At 39.9% G+C, this 12,426-nt stretch carries 16 protein-coding genes; 8 read left to right on the top strand and 8 right to left on the bottom strand.

The window, feature by feature from the left end; genetic code table 11:
* Positions 1-9: 9 nt before the first annotated feature.
* From MUCPA_RS03220 to MUCPA_RS03210, 3 genes are all read left to right on the top strand, one after another.
* Positions 10-315 (top strand): NIPSNAP family protein, encoded by a 306-nt coding sequence (locus tag MUCPA_RS03220; RefSeq protein ID WP_008504411.1) that lies wholly within the window; start codon positions 10-12, stop codon positions 313-315.
* A gap of 146 nt (positions 316-461) precedes the next feature.
* Positions 462-983 (top strand): helix-turn-helix domain-containing protein, encoded by a 522-nt coding sequence (locus MUCPA_RS03215; RefSeq protein WP_008503751.1) that lies wholly within the window; start codon positions 462-464, stop codon positions 981-983.
* Positions 905-1,804 carry an IS3 family transposase gene (locus MUCPA_RS03210; RefSeq protein WP_157544057.1) on the top strand — a complete coding sequence of 300 codons (900 nt, stop codon included), beginning with the start codon at positions 905-907 and terminating at the stop codon, positions 1,802-1,804. The genes MUCPA_RS03215 and MUCPA_RS03210 overlap by 79 nt, the downstream gene beginning before the upstream one ends.
* Positions 1,805-1,898: 94 nt before the next feature.
* Here the strand turns inward: MUCPA_RS03210 and MUCPA_RS03205 are convergent, their stop codons facing one another.
* Positions 1,899-2,627: an SDR family oxidoreductase gene (locus MUCPA_RS03205; protein ID WP_040627014.1), complete on the bottom strand. Its 729-nt coding sequence runs from the start codon at positions 2,625-2,627 to the stop codon at positions 1,899-1,901.
* Between the two features lie 69 nt (positions 2,628-2,696).
* On the bottom strand, positions 2,697-3,575 hold the full coding sequence (locus MUCPA_RS03200; RefSeq protein WP_008504406.1) for a helix-turn-helix domain-containing protein: 879 nt from the start codon (positions 3,573-3,575) through the stop codon (positions 2,697-2,699).
* A 368-nt stretch (positions 3,576-3,943) separates the two neighbouring features.
* On the opposite strand from MUCPA_RS03200, the gene MUCPA_RS03195 reads away from it, so the two are divergent.
* Together MUCPA_RS03195 and MUCPA_RS03190 are read left to right on the top strand one after the other, a co-directional pair.
* A complete protein-coding gene (locus MUCPA_RS03195) occupies positions 3,944-4,522 on the top strand; it encodes a Crp/Fnr family transcriptional regulator (RefSeq protein ID WP_008504404.1) in 579 nt (192 codons plus the stop codon).
* Positions 4,523-4,598: 76 nt separating this feature from the next.
* On the top strand, positions 4,599-5,474 hold the full coding sequence (locus MUCPA_RS03190) for an SDR family oxidoreductase (protein WP_008504401.1): 876 nt from the start codon (positions 4,599-4,601) through the stop codon (positions 5,472-5,474).
* A 127-nt stretch (positions 5,475-5,601) separates the two neighbouring features.
* On the opposite strand, the gene MUCPA_RS03185 is transcribed toward MUCPA_RS03190, so the two are convergent.
* The 5 genes from MUCPA_RS03185 to MUCPA_RS03165 form a co-directional block, all read right to left on the bottom strand.
* Positions 5,602-6,264 carry an NAD-dependent epimerase/dehydratase family protein gene (locus MUCPA_RS03185; RefSeq protein WP_008504400.1) on the bottom strand — a complete coding sequence of 221 codons (663 nt, stop codon included), beginning with the start codon at positions 6,262-6,264 and terminating at the stop codon, positions 5,602-5,604.
* Between the two features lie 25 nt (positions 6,265-6,289).
* Complete coding sequence (locus tag MUCPA_RS35630; protein ID WP_008504399.1) at positions 6,290-6,853, bottom strand: TetR/AcrR family transcriptional regulator; 564 nt, start codon at positions 6,851-6,853, stop codon at positions 6,290-6,292.
* A 9-nt stretch (positions 6,854-6,862) separates the two neighbouring features.
* Positions 6,863-7,273 carry a nuclear transport factor 2 family protein gene (locus MUCPA_RS03175; RefSeq protein WP_008504398.1) on the bottom strand — a complete coding sequence of 137 codons (411 nt, stop codon included), beginning with the start codon at positions 7,271-7,273 and terminating at the stop codon, positions 6,863-6,865.
* Between the two features lie 77 nt (positions 7,274-7,350).
* Entirely contained in the window at positions 7,351-8,265 is a 915-nt protein-coding gene (locus MUCPA_RS03170) for a helix-turn-helix domain-containing protein (RefSeq protein WP_008504397.1), read from the bottom strand.
* A gap of 69 nt (positions 8,266-8,334) precedes the next feature.
* Complete coding sequence (locus MUCPA_RS03165) at positions 8,335-9,090, bottom strand: SDR family NAD(P)-dependent oxidoreductase (protein ID WP_040627012.1); 756 nt, start codon at positions 9,088-9,090, stop codon at positions 8,335-8,337.
* Positions 9,091-9,475: 385 nt separating this feature from the next.
* On the opposite strand from MUCPA_RS03165, the gene MUCPA_RS03160 reads away from it, so the two are divergent.
* The gene (locus MUCPA_RS03160; RefSeq protein WP_233276837.1) at positions 9,476-10,102 is read left to right on the top strand and encodes a Crp/Fnr family transcriptional regulator; all 627 of its coding nucleotides are present in this window, start codon (positions 9,476-9,478) and stop codon (positions 10,100-10,102) included.
* An 89-nt stretch (positions 10,103-10,191) separates the two neighbouring features.
* On the top strand, positions 10,192-10,581 hold the full coding sequence (locus MUCPA_RS03155) for a VOC family protein (protein ID WP_008504394.1): 390 nt from the start codon (positions 10,192-10,194) through the stop codon (positions 10,579-10,581).
* A 155-nt stretch (positions 10,582-10,736) separates the two neighbouring features.
* Here the strand turns inward: MUCPA_RS03155 and MUCPA_RS03150 are convergent, their stop codons facing one another.
* The gene (locus MUCPA_RS03150; protein ID WP_008504393.1) at positions 10,737-11,114 is read right to left on the bottom strand and encodes a winged helix-turn-helix transcriptional regulator; all 378 of its coding nucleotides are present in this window, start codon (positions 11,112-11,114) and stop codon (positions 10,737-10,739) included.
* 105 nt (positions 11,115-11,219) lie between these two features.
* Between MUCPA_RS03150 and MUCPA_RS03145 the strand changes: the two genes are divergently transcribed.
* Positions 11,220-12,218, top strand: a complete 999-nt coding sequence (locus MUCPA_RS03145; RefSeq protein ID WP_008504392.1) for a quinone oxidoreductase family protein — start codon at positions 11,220-11,222, stop codon at positions 12,216-12,218.
* Positions 12,219-12,426: the final 208 nt, after the last annotated feature.

Genomic DNA, 12,426 nt, shown 5'->3' with positions numbered 1-12,426 from the left:
ATTAACATCATGGACCAACTAAGAATTTACACCCTCGCTGATAAAGAAACAGCCGCACAATATTTCACAGCAAATTGGGCTAAGCACAGAATAAACCTTCCGAAGTTCGGCTTTGAGGTCAAAGGCGTTTGGATCGGTAATACACCGGGGATTGCAAACCAGGTCATCGCCCTGGTATCCTTTCCGGACGATGGCGATGCCGATGAAATGACTGAACGCTATTTAAAAAGCGCGGAATTTGCTGCTGATACTGCGGGATTTGACCGAAACAAAATCATTAATATAGAAACGAAGATTTTAAGGTCTGGAAACTAACAGAATTTTACTGCATGACGTTTTCTGACATCTTGTAAAAGTCATTATAATTAGGCTTTCCGTCAACGTCTTTTAAGATTAAAGAGGCTGTGTCATTATGAAGTGAACCCCAAAAGTTAGACAAAAACTTTTGGGGTTTATTATTTATGTCAAAGCACACATTTGAAGAGAAACTTGATGTAGTTTCTCAAGTAAGAAAGGGAAAGCCGATTCTACGGATATCCCGCGAACGCCATATCCGTGAAGGCATGATATTGGAATGGGTTCGGAAATATGATCTTTATGGCGAAAGTGGGCTGCTCAAACAACCTAACGTCAAGCCCACGCCTGATTTCAAAGAAGAAGTTGTAAGGCTTGTCATAGAAAAAAAAGTACCTTTAAATCAGGTTGTTCTGGAATATAGATTAAGCAAGACTGCTTTAGAGCGCTGGGTAAGATCAGTACGGGTTGAGGGATATGCAGTACTATACCAGCAAAAGAATCCTGGACGACCACCTAAATGCATGGGAAGATCAAAGAAGCTTGAACCTGAAACAGAAGTAGAGAAGCTCCAGGCGGAAAATAGCCGTTTGCGGGCGGAGAACGCACTATTAAAAAAAGTCACGGCCTTAGTCAAGGAAAAAGAAGCCCGCGAACGCATGAGTGGGCAAAAGCCATCGAAGAACTAAGGCCCGAACATGATGTTTCAATTCTATTGGATTGCAAACAGATGGCTCGTTCTGTATTTTATTATCATCGCAAGCGCCTAAATGATGATAAATACAAGCATGAAAAAGAAGAGATCGCAAGTATATACCACTTGCATAAAGGCAGATATGGTTATCGGCGGGTCACCGCCGAAATGAAGAACCGGGGTTATAGCATAAATCACAAGACTGTCCAAAAATTGATGGGAACATTAGGCCTAAAATGCAATATCAGGAAAGTAAGTTATCGCTCATACAAAGGTGAGGTTGGTAAAATTGCCCCTAATGTACTTGAAAGGGATTTTGAGGCAAATCTGCCTAATCAGAAATGGGCTACGGATGTCACTCAGATGAACATTAAAGGGGAGAAGATCTATTTATCTCCTATAATTGACATGTTCAACGGGGAAGTCATTTCTTATAGTATTTCAAAATCTCCAAATATGCAGATGATAGATGAAATGTTATATGAGGCTTTTGATAAAGTGAAAGATATAAGGGGACTTATTTTTCACTCTGACCAAGGGTGGCAATATCAACATTATGGATATAGAAAGGCTTTGGAAAAACATGGAATTATTCAAAGCATGTCCAGAAAGGGAAACTGCTTGGATAATGCCTTGGCCGAAAGCTTCTTTGGGATCTTAAAGACAGAATTACTGTACAAACAGAGCTTTGAAACTGCGGAAGAATTTATAACTTCGTTAAAAGAATACATTCATTACTATAACAATGAAAGAATAAAAAACAGGTTAAATGGAAAGAGCCCGGTGGAATACCGAGCTCTCGTACAAAAAACTTAATTTTGTAAACTGTCCAACTTTTTGGGGTCACACCATTATGATACAGCCTCTTTTTTGCACTGCCATAAGCAGTTCATTTATAAGAAAAGCTTTTTTACCACGGGCAACTCGCCGGTTCAAGAAAATATTCTTCACTGATAAACTTTCCTGTTGGGCCATCCTGATCAATCAAAGCGTACTTGGCAATACGCTGCCCGGCTTCTTGTACTGTGCTTGTTCCCTGATGCCCTGTAAAATCGGTTTTAGTATAACCCGGACAAACCATGTTGACTTTAAACGGCATATCACGGAGCTCATAAGCAAGATTGATCGTGTACATATTGAGCGCAGCTTTGCTTGATTGATATAAAGCCATTTTAGGGCTGCCGGGATGGCCTGCCGCGAGGGAAAGCGAGCCCATGGCAGAACTCACGTTTACAATGCGTGGCTGCGGTGATTTTTTTAGCAGATCAATAAAAGCTTGCGTGACGCCAACCACGCCAAACACATTGGTTTCATAAACCAATCTGAACTGATCAATGGTTGCTTGGAGTGCGGATTGCGGAAATCCACCAGAAATACCTGCATTATTCACCAATACATCCAACACCCCGGTTTTTTGAACTATAGTTGCGCGGGCCGCCGCAATCGACTCCTTGTTGGTGATATCTAATTGTACAGCTTCAATGTTAATGCTACCCTCGGCTTTAAGCTTTGCTACTGCTGATAAACCGTTTTCAAGGTTACGGCTGCCTATATAAACGAAGTGGCCGTTTTGGGCGAGTTGCCGTGCGGTCTCCAATCCTATGCCTTTGTTTGCTCCAGTTACTAATGCTATTTTCATTTGATTAATGGTTTTAACTAATGAAGCAAAAGTAATCTGCAGAAAATCATGCAGGGTGGACAAATCATTTTAGTTACTGGACAAATCGTTATGATTTGCTAAAAATTCGCTAACGCTTTTACCCGTGGTCTTCTTAAACAACCGCGAAAAATAATCAGGGTCGTTAAAACCCAATTCATAAGCAAGCTCTTTTACCGAAAGCGTAGAGTATTGCAGTTTCCGCTGCGCTTCCAGTATCAGCCGGTTCGTCATCCACTCTTTTGGTGAAACTCCGGAAAATTCTTTCACAACACTATAAAGACTACTCGTAGTCATCGCTAATTTATCGGCTATAGTTTGCACATCGTTCTGCTCGGTAAGGTGCGTTTCTACGGCAAGTTTAAAAGCAATGTATTTGGACAATTTTGAATTTGGCAGGTTCCCCTGCACACCTTGTTCGAAGTAAGCGCTGTTAAATTCAGTTAAAAGCGTATTCATATACGCCAAAATAATTTCAGTATCTCTTGGGGCTTCTGTATGATGAAGCAATTGATATAAGTGGGCAAAAACTGACTTAACCCGTTCCTTAGCATCCGGTGTAAATGTAATGGTATTCGAATTCAGAGGATTTAACAAAAATGGAAATGAATTTGGAAGCAGCGCCAATAAATTATCATCAAATGCAGCTTTGTAGTTCAGGTTATGGGGGCCATTAGGAGGATTACAGAATATCTGGTTGGGTAAGCCAAAAATCATTTGCCCATCAGAAATGGTAATATCCTGTAAGTCTATTTTATAAGTTTCTGTTCCCTGGTCTAAAAAAACAAAACAATAATAAGTCAGCTTGTGTGGCTTAAGTAGTTTTTCTAAAATATCCTGTGGTATATCAAGCTTACAGTTTTCATTCACTGTAAGATCCAGCCGGTCAGCGCGTCCGATCTTATCTGATGACCTTTTAGTTTCTTGCATGCCCTTTCATTAAACAAACAAAGATGAGAAAAGTAAAGGATGATGTGAGAGCTCTATGATTGTTTATCCACACGGATCAATTAAAATGACTAACTTTTGATTTAACGATAGCTGATTCCTACATTATACCGCCACTGACACAACCTCTGTTAAGTTCTGCTCAAATCTTAATTCCCATTCTTTCGGCATATTAAGATTGGAAGAGAGCCAGGCCTGTTTCTGTAAAAGAGTACTGTACTCTTGGCGGTATTTCTTACTGCCCAAGGCAGACATCGCATTGCCCAGAGGGCATACAAGTTTATTTATTTATTTTTGTTGTGAGTGACGATATAAATAAAGATGTTGGCGGTAATAAAGCAATACCCAAAATGATAAACAGCTTATTGAACAGCATACAAAGGGTGATAACGCTAAGCCCGGCAGAAATCGATATCGTGACATCTTTGTTTAAGGAAAAGATTTATAAAAAGGGAGACTTCTTTTTAGAAGAAGGGCGAGTTTGTAAACAGGTAGGATTTGTGGCAAAGGGATTAATGCGGTTCTATATCAACCAGGATGGGGAGGAAAAGATCTATGACTTTTCCCAGGAAAATGAATTCGTATGCAATTATGAAAGTTTTCTTCCTCAGCTTCCCTCGTCGAAAAACATTCAGGCTTTAGAAGACAGTATAGTTTTTGTTATTTCGCACGCGGATCTGCAACTGTTTTATGCCAATATAGAAGGAGGGGAACGTTTCGGCAGGGTTGCCATTGAATCGGTCTTCGTGAAAATGCTGCAGGACATCAGTGCATTATATGCAGAAACACCTGAATTGCGTTACGAGCGGTTTTTAAAAAACCATGCAGATTTGCAGCAAAGGATCTCCCAGTATCATATCGCTTCTTTTGTCGGGGTAAAACCGCAATCACTTAGCCGTATCCGGAAAAGAATTTTTACCCAGTTCTGATTAGTTAACCCAGGTGCATTTTTTGGGGAGTTATTTCATGGAATTTTGCTTTATCAATTTATAAAAAAAGCAAAAAATGATTTTAATAACAGGCGCAACAGGACATTTTGGAAAATCAACCATTGATTTCCTATTAAACAAAGGCATTCCTTCAACCAACATCGTTGCATTGGTAAGAGACGAAGCAAAAGCCGAAGATTTAAAAGCAAAAGGTATTACGATCAAAACCGGGGATTACCATAATTACGATTCTTTGACTGCAGCTTTTAAAGGGATCGATAAACTCTTATTGGTATCAAGTTCTGATGTAGTGGATCGTACCGGGCAACACCGGAATGTGGTATCGGCAGCAAAAGAAGCGGGCGTAAAGCATATTTTATACACCAGTACCGAGCGCAAAAACGAAACGGCGTCTTCGCCTATTCATTTTGTGACCGGTTCACATATCGAAACGGAAAATATCATCATAGCAAGCGGCATACCCTATACCATTTTCAGGAACAACCTGTACCTTGATATGGTACCCATTTTTTTAGGTCAGCAGGTGTTAGAAAAAGGCGTGTTTTTACCAACAGGTGAAACCAGGGCTGCATTTGCAACGCGGGACGATATGGCGGAAGCTACCGCCAATGTTTTGATTACTACCGGGCACGAAAACAAAGACTACGGCATCAGTAATACGGAAAATATATCCATCCCGGAAATTGTAAGAAGTTTGAGTGGCATTGTCGGCAAAGAAATCAGCTATGTCAGTCCTACAGCAGAAGTATTTGTTGAAACGATGACTAAGGCAGGAATGCCTGAACAATTTGTCGGGATGTTCGCAGGGTTCTCAGAAGCGATCAGGCAGGGTGAATTTGAAACCGACAAAACAGACCTGGAAACGCTTTTAGGCAGAAAACCAGTTTCCGCGGAGGAATTTTTGCAAGGCGTATACGCTGCTAAAAAATAAGTAAGATTTTTTAAGTGAAAATAGCGGCAACTTAAATGTGGCCGCTATTTTTATTAATTTTGATCACCTGATGACCGACCTGCGGAATATGGATTACAGCATGTAACATACTTTTATCGTTTCGATTTTATTTGTCCAGCTCTGCCTGTTTGGCAATTGATTTTAAATCTTTTATTTCTAAAATATTTTTGTTGTATCCAAGTGTCAGTATTCGCATTAATGTAGTTCCGATCTCATCATAAGTTAAAGTTTGATTTGGAAAAAGAAAAGGATAAATTAGGTTAAGTCCTTTATAAATCAACCGCACATTTTTCTGCGCTTTCAACGGAATAATGAAACCTGGCCGGAAGCTGTAAACAGCTTTAAAAGGTAGCTCATTTAATGCGTTCTCTGTTTTGCCTTTTATCCTTGCCCACATTATTTTTCCATTTTCCGAGCTATCGGCATAAACTCCCGATAAGTAGAAGAAAACCATATCCGGATTCAAATGGGCAAGTTCTTTTGCAAATATGATGGTGGTATAAAAAGTGATGTGGCTGTATTGCTGCTCACCCATACCAACGGAACTTATTCCTGCGCAATAAAAGCAGCCGTCGTAGCCAGTTAATTGAGCGCTGTAGGCGGCTAAATCTGTAAAATCTTTTACGATCAGTTCAGCAAGTTTGGGATGCCTTAACGGCGACGCTCTTCTGTTCACCATCAATACCTTGGTAACATTGGGATGATCAAGAGCAGCCAGCAAAACGCCTTCCCCAATCATTCCTGTGGCTCCTGTTATGATTATTTTCAATTCCTTATTGATATTACGTTGCTCATCAGCATTCAATCATTTTCCAAAACATCAAGAATGTATCCTCAATGATGTTGTGCTGTTCTTTTTTGGTGAATTTATTGGAAGAAAGGTATTGATTTACACCAAATACCTGATGACTGATCAAAGCGTACAATAAGTTGACATCCATATCGGCGATCTGTTGCTCCCCTATAGCCACACGAAAAAGTTGTAATACGGGCGCTATCTGAGCCGAAATTTCATCAGCCCCGATTTTCTTCAGATAGGGGGAATTGGAGAACTGTGCCAGAAATGAAAATTCGTTGGGATTACGGAGCGACCATTTAAGCGATTCAACATAATAAGTTTTGATGACTTCCTTTGTTGATTTTACTTCTGCCAGTGCAAGATTTATACTTTCTGCTGCCTGTCCTTTTATTTTTAAGTAAAGTGAAATGATCAACTCATCTTTAGTCGGAAAAAAATAAAACAAAGTCCCCGTTGCTATACCTGCCTCTTTTGCAATTTTACTTGTTGGTGTATCATTAAATCCTTGTGATACAAACAATTCCAATGCGGTTTGAAGTAGTTTTTCTCTTTTATCCATCGCTTAAGATTAATTTTTCACATCGTCCATCGGGCCACAGAATAATTCATTTACCATAATGGTATCCAAATATTCATAAAGCCCGCTAATTAAGCCATTCTTAAAGGTTAAAAGCAGCATCACCTTATTTTCGTAAATACGACCATCCTTTCGCGTTCCCCGAATATGAACATAAAGTGCTGCCCGCTCTTCGTCTGCCGTGATAGATTGAAGCGTCATTTTCATTCCCTGCGGGAATCGTTCTGCTACGGTGCCCCATAATTTTGCCTGATTTTCTGGCGATTGATAACCTCCAAACGGCCAGGATCGCTCACCACTCAACCAATAAACACAATCAGGCGTTTTTAATGTGTTCATTTCATCGAACTTTCCGGCCACCATTGCATTGAAATATTTTTCTGCTATTTCCTTTGTTTGCATGTTTACTAATTTAGTGACTGTTCAGTCAGTCAATGCAAATGTACAATAATTTATTTACCCACAATTTCATGATTTATTTAATTAAAGGATCGCCGGAAGGCAAGCGGCGAAAGCTTGGTCTTATTCTTGAACAACTTGTTGAATGACTGGCGATGCTCAAATCCCAATTGAAAGGCAATTTCACTTACTGACAAGTCGGTGGTTGCTAAAACATCCTGTGCTTTTGCTATGAGTTTGTCGTGAATGTGCTGCTGCGTATTCCGGCCGGTAAGCGTTCGCAACATATCGCTTAAATAGCTTGCGGAAACATTCAGTTCTTCTGCCAGGCTGTTCACTGTTGGTAAACCGGTGCGTCCATGATTGTCAAAGTGTTTTGACAGGTTATTTTCGAATTTTGAAAGGAGATCATTGTTCGACATCTTCCTGGTCACAAATTGCCTGTTGTAGAACCTGTTACAGTAATTTAACAGTAGCTCCAGGTTTGATACAATAACATCCGCACTAAAATTATCGATCCTTGACTGGTATTCCTTTTCTATGTTCCTGACTAAACTCTCGATCAGTTTTTCCTCTTCGTCTGAAAGATGTAATGCCTCGTCGGCTTCGTAAGCAAAGAATCCATAGTTTTTAATGGATTTACCTAAAGGATAGTTCCTGATCAGATCGGGATGGAATAACAATGACCAGCCGTCATCATCAGCTTCATCGCCCTGATCGACAGCAATGACCTGATTTGGCGCTGAAAAGACCATCGTTCCCTTATCAAAATCATAATAGTTTCTGCCGTATCTCATTTGCCCCTGAAAGCTTCGCTTGATACAGATATGATAAAAGTTCAAAACCAAACGATGGGTTTTATTTTCATGCCCAGGATTCTCACCCGTATGATCGATCAGCGTAATGAGCGTATTCTTTGGTGGCGGCAAACACAATAGCCGGTGTAATTCTGAAACTGAATTAATTATCTTGATTGGCTGCTCTGCTTTTTTCATGCTTAAAATTAAAAACAAACAGGAAAGTAATCTTTCCTGCTTGTAAGTTCTAACTTTTTGATCTCCATTTTATTTGTAGCCGCCGGAAACCTCGATGAATTGACCAGTTACGATTGCTGATTGGTCCGAAGCGAGAAATACAGCCATCTTTCCTATGTCTGCAGGAGTGGCCATACGCCCAAGCGCGCTTTTGCTTATCATCTGTTTTACAGGTTCAGATTCCGCCGTAGCCCCGAATTTCTGTACGCCTTCCGTCAGTACACCGCCTGGTTGAATAGCATTTACCCGGATTTGTTTAGAACCCAATTCCTGTGAAAGCGATGTAGTGATCGAATTCACAGCACCTTTCGAGGCTCCGTAAACCAGTGAATAAGGATCGGGCCTGTTACCCGCATAAGAACTGATGTTGATGATACTTCCACCATGATCGCCAAATGCTTTCACTGCTTCCTGTGAAGTTAACAAGATACCTAAAACATTGATATCAAAGATCCGCCGATAAGAATCTTCACTAAAGTGCTCTAATAGTGCAAACTCGTAAATGCCGGCATTATTGACCAATGCATCCAATCTGCCGAAAGATTGCAGGGTTTGTTGAAAAAGCGCTTTTACATCGGCCTGTTTTGACATATCTCCTTGCAGGGCTATTGCGGTGCCGCCTGCCTGCATGATCTCGTTAACAACGGCATCCGCATCAGACTTGCTTGAAGCATAATTTACCACAACTTTAGCACCTGCGGCTCCCATCTGTTTGGCGATCCCGGCACCGATCCCTTTTGATGCGCCTGTTACGATCACTATTTTGTTCTCTAATTGATTGCCCATTTTCTTTGATTTTATGAGATCAAAATTGAGCTGTAAATAGCGCAAAAAGGTATCCAAAACAAAGTTAGTGGTAGTCATAATGGGATTATCTACGGTCAAAATGCTGATTTTGGAGATGATAGCGTGATGAAAAATAACGGCTGGCGGCGTCATACTGTCTTATTGTTGAGCATTAATGTAGTGCCTGGATGGTTAGTTGAATGACCGTCTAAATTCCAAAGGTGACAAGTTGGTCTTTGTTTAAACATATTTACGTAATGTTTATTCAGATTAACCTATAAAGTAGATATAAGTCAAATATTTTTGAGCCAACCTAATTATCAAATTTTGAGGGAATAGTGATAGTAACTGCCGGAGACAGAAAAGTCGACTAATATTCATACTATTGGCAATACATTTATATATCTTGCTTGCTTTGGAAAAAACACATGCTGATACTTTGTTGATAAATCATGTATTGAAAAGAATCAATCTGTCAACGGATGAACAAATACATTTTACCTCACTTTTTACCTTAAGAAAAATTTTACCAAGGCAATATCTATTGCAGCAAGGGGACATTTGTAAATATGAATTTTTTGTAATTAAAGGTTTTTTACGTTCGTTTTTTGTTGATGACCTTGGGACTGAACATACCCTCGATTTTGCTTTCGAAGACTGGTGGATTTCTGACTCTAAAAGTTTTCTTCAATTACTGCCCTCCGAAATAAATATTATTGCACACGAACCAACAATCGTAATGCAAATAGAAAAAGAGGCCTTAGATCAACTTTATCTTGATTATCCGATCTTCGATAGATTCTGGCGATTGCTAAATCAAAATTTCAATTTATCGCAGAGTGAAAGGGTTTTGAATGCTATTTCAATGAATGGAGCAGAGCGGTATCATGCAATAGTGGCTAAATATCCCAAGATAGAAAGTCGCTTAGCCCAAAAGCACATTGCCTCTTATCTCGGAATCACTCCTGTGTTTTTAAGTATGATCAGGAGAGGTCAGTTCAATATTAAATAATTTTAACCTATAATCTTAAAATAGTTAAACACGTTCTTTGCCATTAAGAAGGATATTTGGAGTTCTAAATTAAATACTTAAATAAGATTATGATGAAGTTTGATCATGCCGCCTTACAAGTTCAAAATATGGACAGAGCAATTGCATTCTATACAGAAAAGTTAGGCTTTACTTTAAATAACAGAGCTATAAATCAAGAGGAACAAGAGGAATACGCTTTTATCTCCGCTGGCAATGTCCGTATTGAATTAATCCAAGATTTGACTAATGATTATACATTACCTATACTGAAAAAACCATTCTGTCCGCATTTATGCGTCGAAGTTGAGGACTTGGAGGTAGCTGTGCGTGATCTGGAAGCAATGGAGATTCCGATACTTAGAGGTCCATTGGAGATTGAAAACGAAGAAACCTGGGTTTATTTTTCTGATCCTGATCATAATGTTCTTGAATTCATCCAATGGTATAATAAAAAATAGTTTTTTTTTAATTGCACTTTATCTTAATCCCATTGCGTCTTAACTTAACTAAGACTACTTCCCGGATGTCTCTATTTTCAAAATATTCTATTTTTAGAAATCCGGGAACTCCAAAGGCGAAATATTTGTCTTTGTCTTGAAAAGTTCGTGCGCAATTATTCTTTTTTAGCTATTTCATCAATTATTTTCCCCCTATGGCTCTTCCCCCACAAAGCCATTTCGTCAATGATGGGTTTTAAACTATGGCCGTAGCGGGTCAACTCGTACTCAACCGTAATGGGTTTGGTGTTCATTACAGTGCGGGTTATTAAACCGTTTATCTCTAATTCCTGCAATTCTTTGGAAAGCATTTTGGTGCCGATCCCGGCTAATAACCGCTGTAGTTCCATATACCGCTTCTTTCCGAATGAAGCTAAACAGGCGATGATCATAACTTTCCATTTGCCGCTTAATATATCCTTTGTATCGTTGATCGCTCTTAATCGCTCCCAGCAATCTACCGATATACTTCCGTCAACCAACTTTGTTCCCATATTACAAAAATACAATACTTCCCCGAAGGATACCACTTCCCTTTGGGAAAGTAATACCCAAAGGGAAGCCGATCATCGTAGCTTTGCATCAATAAATAAAATCAGATGAACACAATAACAAGCGGCATTGTCCGCATTGAACAACCAGGAAAACCCGAAGTACTCAGATATGAACAAACTGAAATTGAGCAACCTGGAGAAGGAGAAGTATTGATCGGCCAAAAAGCAATTGGTGTAAATTTTCTGGATGTCTTCTTTCGTAATGGTACTTTCCCGATGCCTGCGTATCCGGCGCTGATAGGATTAGAAGCGGCAGGAATCGTTGAACAAATTGGCAACGGCGTCAAAGAATTTGCTGTCGGCGACCGGGTGGCTTACTACGGCTCAAATGGGGCTTACGCCGAAAAAAAAATCCTCCATGCTAAAGAAATTTTTAAACTTCCGGACGACATATCATTTGAACAGGCGGCGTCAATCATGATAAAAGGCATGACTGCACACATGTTATTGAAACAAAGTCATGAATTGAAGGCTGGGGAAGTTGTGCTGATCCATGCTATGACCGGCGGTGTTGGAACTTTATTAAGTGAATGGGCCAGATCTATTGGCGCTACCGTAATTGGCACTGTAGGCAGCGCAGCTAAAAAAGATCTTGCCTTAAAGCGAGGTTTTGAGCACGTTGTCGATCTATCGGCGGAGAACTTTGATGAAAGGGTAAGGCAAATTACCGATGATAAGGGTATCGATGTATTTTACGATAGTATCGGCGTTGCTACATTTCAAAAGTCGCTTGAGTTGCTTAAACCAGGTGGAAGTGCGGTGCTGTACGGCTGGGCATCCGGTATGCCAAAAATTAATACTGGGTTTATTGAGCAAAGAAAAATACACTTTGTACAGGCTGTATTAAATAATTATCCGGCTTACCAGGATAAGTCAGGAAAGGCATTACCCGAGATATTCTCCTTAGTGCGAAACGGAGTATTCCAATTAGAAAAGCCACTCATATATCCTTTGTCCAATGCTAACCAGGCACATGCTGATCTGGAAGGACGTAAAACTACGGGTAGTATTATTTTGGTGCCAGCTGTTGGAAAAGACGTTTAAGAACATTATACGCCATATTGGCCTCAAATAAATTTCTTCAATAATTTATGAATTTTGCAATAATTGACTCTGCAACGCTGTAAGAGTGGATAAACCACACCTGATTGACCCCATTCGACCAATTTCAAAATGACCACTTTTGGTGCTTAATTTCGAGCTTTTAAGAAAAGAAAGCAAATTGGCGAAGAGGGGTCAGTGCTATTGGTTT

Source organism: Mucilaginibacter paludis DSM 18603 (assembly GCF_000166195.2).
Lineage (GTDB): Bacteria > Bacteroidota > Bacteroidia > Sphingobacteriales > Sphingobacteriaceae > Mucilaginibacter > Mucilaginibacter paludis.
This window is presented reverse-complemented; position numbering and strand designations above follow the sequence as displayed.